Source organism: Syntrophorhabdus sp., assembly GCA_012719415.1.
Classification (GTDB): domain Bacteria; phylum Desulfobacterota; class Syntrophorhabdia; order Syntrophorhabdales; family Syntrophorhabdaceae; genus Delta-02.
Window position 1 is genome coordinate 1 of sequence record JAAYAK010000112.1, and the last position, 15207, is coordinate 15207.

11 protein-coding genes are annotated in these 15207 nt (G+C 59.8%); 3 read left to right on the forward strand and 8 right to left on the reverse strand.

Annotated features, from left to right (window positions below):
- Nucleotides 1–1960: adenylate/guanylate cyclase domain-containing protein (locus GXX82_06885; protein ID NLT22755.1), on the forward strand; the 1960-nt coding region annotated here is incomplete at its 5' end.
- A 20-nt stretch (nt 1961–1980) separates the two neighbouring features.
- Here GXX82_06885 and GXX82_06890 read toward each other — a convergent pair.
- The 4 genes from GXX82_06890 to GXX82_06905 form a co-directional block, all read right to left on the reverse strand.
- On the reverse strand, nt 1981–3147 hold the full coding sequence (locus GXX82_06890) for a FecR domain-containing protein (GenBank protein NLT22756.1): 1167 nt from the start codon (nt 3145–3147) through the stop codon (nt 1981–1983).
- A gap of 128 nt (nt 3148–3275) precedes the next feature.
- Nucleotides 3276–4898, reverse strand: a complete 1623-nt coding sequence (locus GXX82_06895) for a FecR domain-containing protein (protein NLT22757.1) — start codon at nt 4896–4898, stop codon at nt 3276–3278.
- A 54-nt stretch (nt 4899–4952) separates the two neighbouring features.
- Nucleotides 4953–6467, reverse strand: coding sequence for a tetratricopeptide repeat protein (locus GXX82_06900; GenBank protein ID NLT22758.1), 1515 nt, complete (start codon nt 6465–6467; stop codon nt 4953–4955).
- Between the two features lie 188 nt (nt 6468–6655).
- Nucleotides 6656–7423: a 3',5'-cyclic-nucleotide phosphodiesterase gene (locus GXX82_06905; GenBank protein ID NLT22759.1), complete on the reverse strand. Its 768-nt coding sequence runs from the start codon at nt 7421–7423 to the stop codon at nt 6656–6658.
- Between the two features lie 184 nt (nt 7424–7607).
- Between GXX82_06905 and GXX82_06910 the strand changes: the two genes are divergently transcribed.
- Nucleotides 7608–7931 carry a zinc ribbon domain-containing protein gene (locus GXX82_06910; GenBank protein ID NLT22760.1) on the forward strand — a complete coding sequence of 108 codons (324 nt, stop codon included), beginning with the start codon at nt 7608–7610 and terminating at the stop codon, nt 7929–7931.
- The gene (locus tag GXX82_06915; protein NLT22761.1) at nt 7928–8080 is read left to right on the forward strand and encodes a hypothetical protein; all 153 of its coding nucleotides are present in this window, start codon (nt 7928–7930) and stop codon (nt 8078–8080) included. Before GXX82_06910 ends, GXX82_06915 begins: the two co-directional genes overlap by 4 nt.
- A gap of 236 nt (nt 8081–8316) precedes the next feature.
- On the opposite strand, the gene carB is transcribed toward GXX82_06915, so the two are convergent.
- The 4 genes from carB to mnmG are packed head-to-tail and all read right to left on the reverse strand — an operon-like array spanning nt 8317 to nt 15182.
- Nucleotides 8317–11532 carry a carbamoyl-phosphate synthase large subunit gene (gene carB / locus GXX82_06920; protein NLT22762.1) on the reverse strand — a complete coding sequence of 1072 codons (3216 nt, stop codon included), beginning with the start codon at nt 11530–11532 and terminating at the stop codon, nt 8317–8319.
- On the reverse strand, nt 11525–12640 hold the full coding sequence (gene carA, locus GXX82_06925) for a glutamine-hydrolyzing carbamoyl-phosphate synthase small subunit (protein NLT22763.1): 1116 nt from the start codon (nt 12638–12640) through the stop codon (nt 11525–11527). The genes carB and carA overlap by 8 nt, the downstream gene beginning before the upstream one ends.
- On the reverse strand, nt 12637–13323 hold the full coding sequence (locus tag GXX82_06930) for an epoxyqueuosine reductase (GenBank protein ID NLT22764.1): 687 nt from the start codon (nt 13321–13323) through the stop codon (nt 12637–12639). Before GXX82_06930 ends, carA begins: the two co-directional genes overlap by 4 nt.
- Nucleotides 13320–15182, reverse strand: coding sequence for a tRNA uridine-5-carboxymethylaminomethyl(34) synthesis enzyme MnmG (gene mnmG, locus GXX82_06935; protein ID NLT22765.1), 1863 nt, complete (start codon nt 15180–15182; stop codon nt 13320–13322). Before mnmG ends, GXX82_06930 begins: the two co-directional genes overlap by 4 nt.
- Nucleotides 15183–15207 lie beyond the last annotated feature (25 nt).

A 15207-nucleotide genomic window follows, 5' to 3' on the forward strand; every position in this document is an offset into this window, starting at 1 on the left:
ACCCAAGAGAAAGCATATCACCTACCTCATCGGCATCGGCATAACCATTCTTTTCGTCGTCCTCGCCGTCGTGCGGTTCGTACCCTTCGAGCGCCTTGAAATGCTCCTGTACGACCTTCGGTACCAGCTGAGGGGAAAAGCGAGCGCACCGGCGCAGATCGTCATTGTCGGCATAGATGACAAGAGCATCAACGCCATCGGGAGATGGCCCTGGACGAGGGACAGGATGGCGGAACTCGTCGATGGCTTGAACGCCATGGGAGCCCGGGTCATCATGCTCGACTTCATCTTGAGCGAGCCGTCACCTCGGGATGACAGGCTGGCAGCATCGATGAAGCGCTGGAAGAACGTAGTCCTGCCCTTCGTCTTCGATTTCGAGGGACATTCGCCCCGCGAGATCGACGACGCCTTCCTGGACAACGCCTTCATGGTCGTCAGGAAAGAGAACCTTTACAGGATGCACAAGCCCATAACAGCGAAAGGTGTCCTTTTGCCCGTGACCCGGTTCTCCGAGAACTCGGCTGCGATGGGACATATCAACATGTTCCCCGACCAGGACGGAAAGCTCCGCTGGGACGTGCTCGTCGTCTCCTGCATGGACCAGCTCTATCCCTCCATCGACCTCCAGGTCGCGCGCCTCTACAAGGGGCTTTCGCCGGCGGAGATGAGCGTGGAGGCGACCGATTCCGTCACCCTGGGCAACACTGTCATCTCCACTGACCCCTTCGGCAGGATGCTCATCCCCTACTACGGCCCCCACAACACCTTTCCCGTCATCCCGGCCCTCGACGTATTTGAGGGAAAGGCGGACCCCTTATGGGTGCGGGACAGGATCGTCCTTGTGGGCCCCACCGCCGTCGGAATCCATGACAAGATCGTGACCCCGGCTTCGGCCATCATGTTCGGGGTGGAAAAGCACGCCAACATGGTCGGGGCGATCCTGGAGAACCAGAACATCCGCTTCATAGGACGCGTCACCAACATTCTCATCATCGTCTTCATGGGGATGGTCTTTACCTTCCTCATCGTGCGGATGCGGGCGGTGGCGGGCGCCGCTCTCGCCGCGCTGTGCATCGCCGTCCTCTTCGCGGCCGGTTATGTCCTCTTCTTCCGGTGGGGGCTCTGGATCGATATCAGCTATGCCGGCAACGCGGTGATCGTCATCTACTTTGTAGCCACCGCTTACCGCTACGCGACGGAAGAACGGTACGCGCGGCAGATACGGAGCATGTTCTCCAGCTACGTCACGGAAAAAATCGTCAACGAGCTGATCAGGAACCCGGAGCTCGCCCGCCTTGGCGGGGAACGCCGCGAGGTCACCGTCCTTTTTTCGGATGTGAAAGGCTTTACCACCTTTTCCGAACACCACTCGCCGGAGCAGGTCGTGGCCATCCTCAACGAGTACCTCACGGAGATGACGAACATCGTGATCCGCTGGGACGGCACCCTGGACAAGTTCGTGGGAGACATGATCGTCGCCTTCTGGGGAGCTCCCCTTCGTCAACCGAACCACGCGGAGCTGGCCATCAAGTGCACCCTCCATATGAAGCAGCGCCTCAGCGAACTGAAGGAGAACTGGCTGAAACAGGGGCGCGTGCCTCTCGAGGCCGGTTTCGGCCTCAACACGGGTGAGGTGCTCGTGGGCAACATCGGCGCCGAGGGAAAGAAGATGGATTATACCGTCATCGGCGACAACGTGAACCTCGGCTCCCGTGTCGAGGGACTGACCCGCAAGTACGGAGCCGAGATCATCATCACCGAGGCGACGCTCGACAAGATACGGGACCTCGTCGCCGGCGGCAAGTTCGGCCACCTTCTCATACGGGGCCTCGACATTGTCGCCGTGAAGGGCAAGGCCGAGCCGGTCCGCATCTACGAGGTGGCCTCCCTGGACGAAGGCTCGGTATGCCAGGTCATCGAATGCGAGGATAAGGAAGCCACGGTGTTCAAGGAGAAGTAACGACCAACCGGGGAGAGCCCTCAGGGAGCCTTTGCCGTCCCGGAGGCGGTGCCGGAGACAACACCACCGGTCATCTCGTTATACTTCCCCGATGCCGTTCCGTCGAAGACGAAGGCCTTCGTGGTCGTGCCGATGCCGTGCGGAGCGCTGCCCGAGACCGACGCGTTCCACTGCCCGGCGGACAGGGAATGGGTCATCGTGAGCGAGGTGGCGTTCGACCCCGTCAGGACGTTGGTTCCCGCGCTGTAGGCGGTATCGAATATGCCCGTGATGTTGCCTCCCACGGACCATGTCTGGGGCACGGCTGTCGCGCTTGGTCCGTAGAACTTGACGTTCTGCATCTTGAAACCCGTCGTCAGACCATGCCCCACGCCCCCGGTGTAGACAAAATCCGTGCTCCCCACGAGGACGGGCGTGGTGCTTATCGTGTTGTTCGTCGGCACGTCTATCCTCTGCTGGGTGAAGACATAGACGGAAGCGGACGATCCTGACGAGGCCGTGCTCACCATGCCTGACAGGGGGCCCGCGCCTGGCCTCTGCCCGCCACCCGGCGCGCCTTCCCCTCCCACATATCGCACGCTGCCCCGGACAGGAGGTGAGGGTGGGCCGCTGCCGACGATGAAGGAGATATTACCGGCGGTCACGTTGACCACTTTCCTGTCCACGGAATTGGGGTTGTAAAAGTAGCCCCTGCCCGTGGAGAAGAAGAGGCCCGTCACCATCTGGGCAAAGCGCACCGTCATCCCCGAACCCCGGATGCCGGCGACGGCGTTGGGGGTGTGGACCTCGAATTTGTTGCCCTCAGCGAAGGAAGAGACCTTCTTCAGGAACTCTTCACCCGATATGGCCTCCACCCTGCCGCGCTCGAGCTTCATTATCTGGCTGCTGCGGTTGCCCTCGCTGGAATACCGGCTGATCTGTACGCGAGTCGCCGGGGCTATCCTGAGGACATTTTTGTTGAAGAAGGTGATCTCCGCCCGGCCGTTCGTCTTTGCCCGGTAGATATCGCCGACGTCGACGCTGTCGCCCGGGGAGACGCTGTTCACAACCGTCCGTCCCGGCTTGAGGACGTCGACCCTGCCTTCCACCCGCGTCACCCTGCCGACGGGCGCCGCGCTGAGGAGAACGGGAACACTGAGGAAAAGAGCGAGAATAATGATCCAGAATGCCAGAACCGGTGTTTTCATCACGGTGTTGCCTCCATCTGGCGATGAACATCACTACCTGAAATCCCGCACGGGCCGGTCAATGGACGACAGTCCCTTTGGAGACTGCGCTCAAGGGCGGCACGTCCTTCACGGGCGCTACGGGCTAGTTAGTGCACCTTCCCCGAGGCAACCCCGTTCAGCGTCGTGCTCGTGTTCGTTCCATTGGCGCTTCCCGAGAACGTCACGGCGCCGGTGTAACCACCCACACCACCGGGGGCGTTGCCATTGCTGACAGACGCCTTCCAGTTCGAACCGTCAGCGCTGGTAATGGTAAAGACCGCCGTATTAGTGTCAAGGTGAATAGGAATATTCGTACCGACGAATGTCGGAAGAGCTCCCGCGGAAGAATTTCCGGTTACCGAAGTGGCCTGCCAGATCTGGGGTTTCGCCGTCGCGCTGCTGCCGTAAAACTTCACATCGTGGAGCGTAACGTCCATCCAGGTGGTGGTCCCGACGGAACCGAAGAGAGATGTAATTGTTCCCACCACCGTGTTGGGGGCCGCGACCGGTTCCTGGGTAAGGACACTGGGAGCCTCGCCGGAAGCTATACCGCTTATCGTTCCCTGATGAGTGTTGCCCACGAGCTGTCCGCTCCATGTCCCCGACGCGGTCCCGCTGAAGGTGAAGGCGCTCTTGCAGGTTCCCACGCCTTCGGGGGCGTTGCCGCTCGCGATATTCGCCGTCCAGCTTCCCGAATCCTTGCCGGTGTCGACATCGTTCGTGAGGATAAGGTTGGCGGTCACCCCGCCGCCTGACAGGGCCATTCCCTGGAAGCTCGAACCCTCTCCCACCGACGAATAGCTGCCCGACACCGAATCGGCCTTCCAGGACTGCGGTGTGCCCGTCGCGGTTGGTCCATAGAATTTGACGTTGTTGAGCGATACGCTCACCGTCTCCAGGGGATCGTGGTAGGTCCCGCTCAAAGACTCCACGCTTCCCACAAAAACGCTGGGAATGACGGGGGGCGGCGTGAACGTGTAACCCGTGCTGACAACAGAAGTGAGTCCCGCCACGTCTGTGTTGAGACCGGTTCCCGTACCGCCCGACGTCCCCGTACCGCCGTTACCGGCCGCGCCTCCCGCTCCGGGAGCGGCCCCTGCTCCACCGACATAGGAGGCGTTGCCCTGAACGGGGCGAGAGGGACTTCCTCCGGCTCCGACAACGAAAGAGACGAAACCGGCGGTCACGTTGACCACTTTCCTGTCCACGGAATTGGGATTGTAAAAATAGCCCCTGCCCGTGGAGAAGAAGAGGCCCGTCACCATCTGGGCGTAACCCACCGCCATCCCGGAACCCCGGATGCCGGCGACGGCATTGGGGGTGTGTACCTCGAACTTGTTGCCCTCCGCGAAGGAGGAGACCTTCTTGATGAACTCCTCGCCGGACCTGGCCTCGACCCTGCCCCGCTCGAGCTTCATGATCTGGCTGCTCCTCGTGCCGTCATCGGAATACTCGCTGATCTGCACCCTCGTCGCGGGAGCTATCCTCAAGGTGTTCTTGTTGAAAAAGGTGATCTCGGCCCGCGAATTCGTCTTGGCGCGGTATATGTCGCCGACATCGACGCTGTCGCCGAGAGACACGCTTTTCACGATCCTCTGGCTCGTTTTGAGAACATCCACCCTGCCTTCCACGCGGGTGATCTTGCCAACGGGCGCGGCGGCGGCGGTAAGAACGAACAACAGCGTGAGCGCGACAAAACCGCATGCCAGGGACACTCTTTTCATTGTCATCACCTCATTCCTCCCGCGACCGGGGTCATTCGCCTCACTGCTCCCGTCCGGATCCTAGAACCGGTACTCGACACCCAGGCCGTACACCTCCCTCGTGTAGTCGTAGAGGGCTATGTTGGACTGGTTCCGGTAATAATTGTACTGAAGGACAAGGTCCGCGTTCTTGACGATGCCGTACAAGAGCGCGCAGGACACGGTGTAGATGTCGTCCCGTCTCTTGCGCTCGAAATAGGTATTGTCGTAGGAATACTTCACGTAGTTCGCCTCCGCCGAGGCCTGTGCCCTCAACGGTCCGATGAGGGGATACAGGACATCGACACCGAAACGGTTCTCGTCGTTGACCCAGTTGCGCCCTATCGTGTTGTCCCGGGCATAGGCGTACCGCAGCGTGAGGAACGCCTTGTTGTCCTTGAAGGTGTACGTCCACCCCAGGCCGCCCGTCATCCTCTCACCGCTGCGCTCCTCTTCCTGGGGGACCTCGGGATGAAGCTCGGTGTCGAAATACTTCTTGCGCATGTAACTGAAAAAGACCTCGCCGAAACTGCTGGCCGTGGTGAGGAAGCGAAGGGTCGGGCTCACCGACTTCGTCTCGAGATAGCGCGTCTGGTTCCACCAGTTGAGCTCGTTGAAGAAGCTGTTCCCCTTCACCCCCTGGAGGCTGACGTAGGAATAGGTGAGCGGCAGGCTCACGGCGAAACGGCCGAAGGCGTAGCCGGGGACGGCGCTCAGCGTGTTCGTCATGTTGTTGTACTCCGTCAGGTTGCCCCGGCTCCCGTCGGAACGCGTGTAGGTCTTCCCGAAATACCTGTCCGCGTACACGGAGTAGTACGCGGAGAAGCTGTAGGGCGTTCTGAAGGAGAAGGGGGCGGTGTAGCCGATGCGGGCGCCGAAATTGAGGGCGCTGTCCTCCTGGCCGGAAATGGATTCCACCATCGGGCCGTCACCCTTTGTAACAACATTGGTGTCGTACTTATACCCCATCCCGACGCTGAACCGCCAGGGCCTTTCCCGTTCGGCCCTGTCGGCGACGATCTTCTCGTAATCCCTGGCATAGAGGGCAAGGTCGCTCGCGGGGTCAAGGGTGATGGTCGTCCGTAAGCGCTCCTTCGCGTCCTTGTATTTTCCCTGCTGCGTGTAGATGCCGGCTATCTGGAGCTCGGCCTGCTGTGTCAGTTTCGGATCGAGTTTCTTTGCCGTCTCGAAGGCCAGGACGGCCTCGTCGAGCCTTCCTCTCTTCGTGAGCACCATGCCCTTGAGAAAATGCAGGCGCGCCGTGCTGATCCCTTCCTTGTCCGCGAAGGCGATCCACTTCTCCGCTTCAACGATGTTGCCCGTGTGGTAGAGCACATCGATGAGCTCAACGACCCCCTCATCGACCCGGGGGGTCAGCGAGGCGGCCTCCCTGAAGTAGGGCAGGGCCTCCGGATACTTCTCCATGGCCTTGTACGTGAGGCCGACGTAATATGCCGTCCGGGCCGACCCCTTGTCGGCGGACCACGCCTCGAGAAAGAATGGCAGGGCCTCCTCGTAGTTCTCCTGGTTGAACTCCGTGAGTCCCTGATCGAACAACGTCTGCCCATGGACAGGGCAGATCGCTGAGATCAGAAAAAACATGGCCAACAGGGAAGATGCAAGAAATCGTCTCATTACCAAACCCCCGGTGTACCACAGGAATGATGCGTATGTTAAGAATTATTAACCTATAAGAACGGGCTTTACAAGAGAAAGTTGCGGTACGAGGCGGACAGATGAAAAGATCACAGGGCCAGTATTTCCGACTGCTTCAGAAAACGGATGTTCTTCCTGCCCGAACGTTCGAATTCGGCGACTATCTCACGAGCAAAGACCGGTTTCATATGGGAAACGTAGAACAGCCTGTCGCCAAGGCCATGGGCGTCCATCTTTTCCATGAGCATGGCGGGGGTCATATGTCCCGACAGGGTGGCAAGGTCGGCGAGACGGTTCGGGAAAGACACGTCAGCGATGATAAAGCGGATGTCCTTCTCGCCTTCCGCAACCTCCCAGAACCTTTTCGTCGGGCCCGTGTCCGCGGTGAACATGAAACCCTGCCCGTCGTCCTGCCTGATCACGAAACCCACCGTGTAGACCGTATGGGTCATGAGCACCGGTGTGATGCTTATCCGGTCAAGAATGGTCGGTCGTTCAAGGGGAACCTCCTTGAGCCGGATGACAGCGTTCGAAACCGAGGGGATGACCGTGAAGTCGGGCCAGATCAGGTTGTTGAGAAGATTGTTGGTGATGATGTCGAGGACGGGGGCGACGCTGACAAGCTCCACGCTGTAGTCTCCCATCATGACAAGCTCGTCCACCAGGGGGAAGAGGCCCTTCACGTGATCCATGTGCGTGTGGGATATGAGAATATGCCTGATCTTCCGTAGGCCTTTTCGGCCTATGGCCTCTGTCACTGTCCCCGCGTCGAGCAGGAAGGAATCGTCGAGCAGGAAAGATGTGGTCCTGTACTTGCCGACGAGGTTGCCTGAGCAGCCGAGGATCTTGACACGCATCACTTGATTGTATGTGATGGCTCTCCGACCTGTCAAGGGGTCTCGCGCCAGGGCCCACGGGAACGGGAACCACCCCATTTCGTCGTGACGGCGGGCACATCGTTCACAATAATAACTTGACGCGACAGGCCTAAGGCGTTATATTACTGACACTTAGACACTTTTTTTGCGTTGGAGGAACACCATGCCTATCTATGAATATCAGTGTACGGGATGCGGGAAGATATTCGAGGTATTCCAGAAAATAAGCGACGAGCCGCTCACTGAGTGCAAGATATGCAAGGGAACGCTCACGAAGCTGATCTCTAACTGCGCGTTCCACCTCAAAGGCACGGGATGGTATGTCACGGACTACAAGAAGCCGGTCGACACCGTCGGCGGCGGCAAGAACGGCAACAAGCACGTCGAGAAGACGGAAAGCACCCCCGAGCCGGCAACGGCAACGGAGACGAAGACGGAAACGAAAACGGAAACCGCAAGCACAACATCGACAGGAGGAGCGGCATGACGAAGGGCGACAGGGTATCGTTCACATTCGCGAAGAAAACCATGGAAGGGACCGTGGACCAGGTGTTCCCGAAGACCGTTTACATAAGGGCCGATTTCCCGAAAGACAAGGGAAAGATCATCAAAAGAAAGATAAAAGACGTCAAGTAAAGACAGTTTCAGGTTTCAGGTTTCAGGTTTCAGGTTTCAGGTTTCAGGTTTCAGGTTTCAGGTTTCAGGTTTCAGGTTTCAGGTTTCAGGTTTCAGAAGAAAGACCGTGGAAAGAGTCCGGTTGTCAACACAATTGGTGACTAGGGCACACAATTACCGATCAGTTCAGATTATGTTGGCCCGCGATTCATCGATTTTCCCTGAAACGTGGAACTTGAAACCTGAAACTGTTTCTCTCAGTAGTAGTCCTGCAGGGCTCTTACTTTCAGGGTTCCCTTTTTCATCACTTCTATGGCGTTGACGACGGCCTGGGCGCCCGATAGCGTTGTCGTGTAGGGTATCTTGTACTGGACCGCCCCGGAGCGGATGGCCACCTCGTCCATCTTGGGGTTCCTTCCGCTCGGCGTGTTGATTATGAATTGAATGCCCCCGTTCTTTATCATGTCGACAACGTGGGGCCTTCCCTCGGAAACCTTGTTGACGAATGTAACGTCGATCCCGTTGCTGGCGAGGGCCTTCCCCGTCCCCTTCGTCGCGTATATCGTGAAACCCAGGTCGGAAAGCTTCTTGGCGATGAAGATGACGTTCCGCTTGTCCCTGTTCTTGACGCTGAGGAACACATTCCCCCGGGAAGGAAGGTCCTGACCGGCAGCCAGCTGGGACTTCCAGAAGGCCGACCCGAAGGTGGAATCGATGCCCATCACCTCTCCCGTGGATTTCATCTCCGGCCCCAGGATGGTGTCGACACCGGCAAACTTGTTGAAGGGAAAAACGGACTCCTTCACCGCGATGTGTCCCGGGACCACCTCTTTCTCGATACCGAGGTCGTTCAGCGTCTTGCCTGCCATGAGCTTCGCCGCCACCTTCGCCCACTGGACACCCGTCGCCTTGCTCACGAAGGGCACGGTCCGGCTCGCCCGGGGGTTCACCTCGAGGACATAGATCACATCATCCTTGACGGCATACTGGATGTTCATGAGACCCACAACATTGAGCGCGCCGGCCAGTTTGTACGTGCAGGTCCGTATCCTCTCTATGACATCGTCGTTGAGCGAGTATGGAGGCAGCGCCGACGCGCTGTCCCCGGAATGGATGCCCGCCTCCTCGATGTGCTCCATGATCCCCGCCACCACGCAGCGCACCCCGTCGGCCACGGCATCGACGTCGATCTCGATGGCGTCCTCGAGGAACTTGTCTATGAGGATGGGCTTCTCGGGAGAGGCCTCCGCGGCCTTGACCATGAAAGACGCCAGGTCCTCATCATTGTAGACGATCTCCATGGCCCGTCCCCCGAGCACGTAGGACGGCCTCACCACGACGGGAAACCCGATCGACGCCGCTATCTTCCGCGCTTCTTCGAAGGAGGTCGCGATGCCGTTGTCGGGCTGGGTGAGCGTGAGGTCCTTAAGAAGCTCCTTGAACTTGTCCCTGTCCTCGGCGATATCGATGCTCTCCGGCGTGGTGCCGATGATCGGAACACCAGCCTCTTTGAGGGCCGTCGCCAGGTTGAGAGGCGTCTGGCCGCCAAACTGCACGATGACCCCGTCGGGGCGTTCGCTCCGCGCTATGTCGAGGACGTTCTCAAACGTCAGGGGCTCGAAGTACAACTTGTCCGAGGTGTCGTAATCGGTGCTCACCGTCTCGGGGTTGGAATTGACCATGATCGTCTCGTAGCCCAGCTCCTCGAGGGCGAAGGCAGCGTGGACGCAGCAGTAGTCGAACTCTATCCCCTGCCCTATCCTGTTGGGGCCGCCTCCCAGGATCATGATCTTCTTCCTGTCGGAGACGCGTGATTCGTCCTCTTCCTCGTACGTGGAGTAGAAGTAGGGGGTGTAGGCCTCGAATTCGGCGGCACAGGTGTCGACAAGCTTGAAGACGCTTTTCAGCCCCATCTTTTCCCTGAGCAACCGTGTCCCGTCCTCCCCGATGCCCGTGATCTCACCGATCTGCCTGTCGGAGAAACCGAGTCTCTTCGCCCTTCTGAGCAGCTCCGCCGGTATGTCCCCGTGGCCTTTGCCTTTCAGGGCCTCCAGCTCCTTTTCGAACAGGACGATCTCCTCGATGTTCTTGAGGAACCAGGGATCGATATGGGAGATGGCGTGGATCTCCCCGATACTCATGCCGAGGCGCAGGGCATGCCTCACGTAAAAGACCCTCTCGGCGTTGGGCGTGATGAGCTTCTGCCTCACGTGATCGAGGTCATCCTTGCCGGCAAGCCGGTCGTGAACGAGGCCCGACCTGCCGACCTCCAGGGACCTCAAGCCCTTCTGGAAGGCCTCCTTGAAGGTCCTTCCTATGGACATGGCCTCGCCGACGGACTTCATCGACACCGTGAGTGTCTCGTCGGCGCCCCGGAACTTCTCGAAGGTGAACCGCGGTATCTTGACGACGCAATAATCTATCGTGGGCTCGAAGGAGGCCGGGGTCTGTTTCGTGATGTCGTTGGGGATCTCGTCGAGGGTGTACCCGATGGCGAGCTTCGCCGCGATCTTGGCGATGGGGAAACCCGTGGCCTTCGAGGCGAGCGCCGAGCTTCTCGACACCCTGGGGTTCATCTCGATAACGACCATCCTGCCGTCGGCGGGGTTCACGGCGAACTGGATGTTGGAACCGCCCGTTTCCACACCGATCTCGCGGATGATACTGATCGAAGCGTCGCGCATCACCTGGTATTCCCTGTCGGTGAGCGTCTGGGCGGGGGCGACAGTGATGGAGTCCCCCGTGTGGATGCCCATGGGATCGAGGTTCTCGATGGAGCAGATGATGACCACGTTGTCGTTCCGGTCGCGCATCACCTCGAGTTCGAACTCCTTCCAGCCGATGACGGATTCCTCGATGAGTATCTCCGTGATCAGGGAACTCTCTAGGCCCCTCATGGCGAGGGCCTCGAACTCCTCCACGTTGTAGGCGACGGACGCCCCGGTGCCGCCCAGCGTATAGCTGGGGCGAATGATGAGGGGAAAGCCTATCCCGCGCGCGACGGCGCGCGCCTCTTCCATGGTGTGGGCGAGTCCGCTCTTCGGGACCTCGAGGCCTATCTTCTCGATGGCCGCCTTGAACTCCTCCCTGTCCTCCGCCTTCTTGATGGCCCGGTAGTCAGCCCCGATGAGCTCGACGCCGTACTTCTCGAGTATGCCCCGCTCCGCCAGGATCGTCGCCAGGTTGAGGCCCGTCTGCCCGCCAAGGGTGGGAAGGATGACGTCGGGCCTTTCCGTCCTTATGATCTCTTCCATGACCTCGGGTATGAGGGGCTCCACGTAGACCCTGTCCGCCATGTCGGGGTCCGTCATGATCGTCGCGGGATTGGAGTTGACGAGGATGACCCTGTATCCCTCTTCGCGGATGGCCTTGCAGGCCTGGCTCCCCGAATAGTCGAACTCGCAGGCCTGACCTATGACGATGGGTCCCGACCCGATGATGAGAACGCTCCTGATGTCCGTCCTTTTAGGCATCGCCTTCCTTCCTGGAGTTCCGCATCATGTTCCGGAATTTCTCGAAAAGACCGTAGGAGTCATGGGGACCGGGCGACGCCTCGGGATGGTACTGGACCGAAAAGACGGGGTACGTCTCGTGCTCGATGCCCTCGGCGGTGCCGTCATTGAGGTTGACGTGGGTCACCCGGACGGCCTGTCCCCCGATGGAATCGACGTCAACGGCGAACCCGTGGTTCTCCGAGGTTATGTACACCTTGCCCGTGGCCGTCTCCCTGATGGGCTGGTTGGCGCCGCGGTGGCCGAACTTGAGTTTGTACGTCCTGCCGCCGAGGGCAAGGCCCAGGAGCTGCTGACCCAGGCAGATGCCGAATATGGGGACCCGGCCGATCAACCTTTCTATCTCCCTGATGGCGTAGGGAACCGCCTCGGGGTCTCCCGGTCCGTTGGAAAGAAGGACCCCATCGGGCCTCATGGCCATGATATCCTCCGCCTTCGTCTTTGCCGGCACAACGGTGACGCGGCAGCCTTTCTGACCGAGGATCCTCAGGATGTTCCTCTTGACGCCGAAATCCATGACAACGCAGTGGAGCACGTCCACGCCCGGACCACCCCCGGACCCGCCTTCAAACTCATAGGGCGCTTCACAGGTCACGTCGCTCACGAGGTCAACGCCCACGATCCCCCGGGAACCCCGCGCCTTTTTCACAAGGCTCTCGCGGTCATGGTCCGTGGTGGAAATGACACCCCTCATGACGCCCCGCACCCTGAGGTGGCGGGTGAGCGCCCTCGTGTCTATCTCCTCCACCGCGATGATGTTGTGCCTGCGGAAATAATCGCCCAGGTCGCCCGTCGCCCTCCAGTTGCTCGTTATCCGGGAGAACTCCCGCGCGATGAAGCCTTCCACCTTGGGCCCGCCGGATTCGACATCGTCATCGTTGACACCGTAGTTGCCGATCAGCGGGTAGGTCATCGTGACGATCTGTCCCTTGTAGGAGGGATCGGTCATGATCTCCTGGTATCCGGTCATGCTCGTGTTGAAGACGATCTCCCCCTCTTTCTCTCCCTCGAGGCCGAAACCCCTTCCTTCGAAGACCGTCCCATCCTCGAGTGCCACGAAGGCCCTCATCGTTTCCCTCCGCAAACCTTGACGCAGACACCGCATATGTGATGGCCGATGTTGCGCTCCTTTCTGAACCTGCCGAGCATCTCATAGCACCCGTGGTGGTCGAATTCCGAGCTCTCCGTCCTGATGGCCCCCGCGGGACATGCCGCGATGCACGCCGTGCAGCTTGCGCAGTCACGACCCAGCTCGCGGTTCGCCTCGAGGGGCATGTCGGTGAGGACCGTGTTGTACCTGACCTGCGACCCGAACAGCGGATGAACGAGCAGGTTGTTGCGGCCTATCCATCCGAGACCCGCCATGACCCCCACTTTCTTGTGGTTGATGTGACCCCTCTGGCGCTGCCAGTCCACCACCTGGGATGCGGCGAAGGGTATTGCTCTGAACCCTTCCCTTTCTATCGATCTGCCAAGAAAATATCCGATCATGTCTAGCCTGTAGTTGAGCTGGCGGTAGTGGTGGAGGTACAACTGGGTCGGACCGTCCTTCAGGGTGCCGAGCACCCCTACCGAGAGTACAATGCCAAAAGAGACGGCGAATGGTAACTCCCCCGCGGTGAGGTCCCCGATGCCCGTTATCTCTTCGCTGTAGCGGGACATATCGGCGATCCCGAAGGTATCGACGTCGAGGTCGCGGAGCCATCCCTCGATCTTTTCGTTGTATATTGCCCTGCCCTCTTCTCCCGTCATGGTATTCCCTTCTTCTTAAAATGGACAAGCAGCGCGGTGATGGAAGCAGGGGTAACCCCCGGGATCCGCGACGCCTGACCGAGCGTCGATGGCCTGACCTTCCGAAAACGTTCGACCACCTCGCGCGAAAGCCCCGATACCCCGGTGTAATCCAGATCTCCCGGTATCCTTTTGTCGTCGAGCTTGCTTGTCCTGGCGACGAGTTCGAGTTGCCGCTCGGTGTAGCCGCGGTATTTCACCTCAACCTCCACCTGACAGGCGATACCGTCGTCGATGTCCCGCAATCGATCATCAATGCCCTTCAGCTTGTCGAAGGAGACATCCGGCCTCCTGAGAAGATCATCGAGGGTCAACGGGTTCGTGATGGCCTCTATCCCGTTGACTGCGAGCAGCCTCTGTGTCTCCCTCGTCGGCCGGAGCCTGACACTCCGAAGAAGCGAGAGGGCCTCCCCGATCTTCCTCTTCTTCTCCAGTACCCGCGCGCAGCGCCTGTCACCCACCACACCGATGGCATGGCCCTTCTCCGTCAGTCTCAGGTCCGCGTTGTCTTCCCTCAGCAGGAGGCGGTGCTCCGCCCGGGACGTGAACATGCGGTAAGGTTCGTCGACGCCTTTCGTCACAAGGTCATCTATGAGGACACCGATATACGCCTCATGCCGGGCGAGCACGAAATCCCCCTCCCCGCGCAGCTTGAGGACGGCATTGATCCCCGCCATGAGCCCCTGCGCGGCGGCCTCTTCGTAGCCCGTGGTCCCGTTTATCTGGCCCGCGAAGTACAGGTTCGGCACGAGCTTCGTCTCCAGTGTCGGATAGAGCTGGGTGGGATAGGCAAAATCGTACTCTATCCCGTAGCCCGGCCGGGTTATCCGCACCTCTTCGAGGCCGTCAATCGTCCTTAACATCTCCACCTGGATATCGAGGGGAAGACTCGTGTTAAGACCATTGGGGTAATACTCCACCGTGTCGAGGCCCTGGGGTTCGATGAAGACGCGGTGTCTCGACCGGTCGCTGAACCTCACTATCTTGTCCTCTATGGACGGACAATACCTGACCCCCGTGCCCTTGATGACACCCGTGAAAAGGGGAGAACGGTCGAAACCCGTTCGAATGACCTCGTGCGTCCTCTCGTTCGTGTACGTGAGGTAACAGGGAACAAGCCTGTTCTTCACCTCCCCGGTCATGAAGGAGAAAGGAACGGGCGGGTCGTCACTCGGCTGCGCGGCCATCCTGGAAAGATCGATCGTCCTGCCGTCGAGCCTCGGACAGGTGCCCGTCTTCAATCTGCCGAGCTGAAAACCGAGCTCCCGCAGGTTGTCCGACAGGCCGGCAGAGGGCATGTCCCCCAGTCTTCCCCCCTCGAAATGCTCGAGTCCGACATGGATGAGCCCCCCGAGGAAGGTCCCCGTCGTCAGAATGACCGCCGGTGCGTGCAGGCGTTCCCCGAGCATCGTTTCCACTCCGGCGGCCGCGCCCTCCTCGATGAGCACCCTGTGGACCACACCCTGGCGCAGAGAAAGGCCCTCGGTCTCCTCGAGCCTCCTCTTCATCCTCCGGGCGTAGAAGGCCATGTCCGTCTGTATCCTCGTCGCGCGGACCGCGGGGCCCTTCTTCATGTTGAGGACCTTGAACTGGATGCCGGCGGCATCGGTATTGACACCCATTTCTCCGTCGAGGGCATCGATCTCCCTGACGAGATGTCCCTTGCCGAGACCGCCGACGGCCGGGTTGCAGGACATGTAGGCGATATGATCGAGGTTGATGGTCAGAAGAAGGGTCCGCGCTCCCATGCGCACCGCGGCAAGCGCCGCCTCGCACCCGGCATGACCCGCCCCCACTACGATGATGTCATAGGAATCCATGCGCAACGTCCTTAAAAGCCGTATA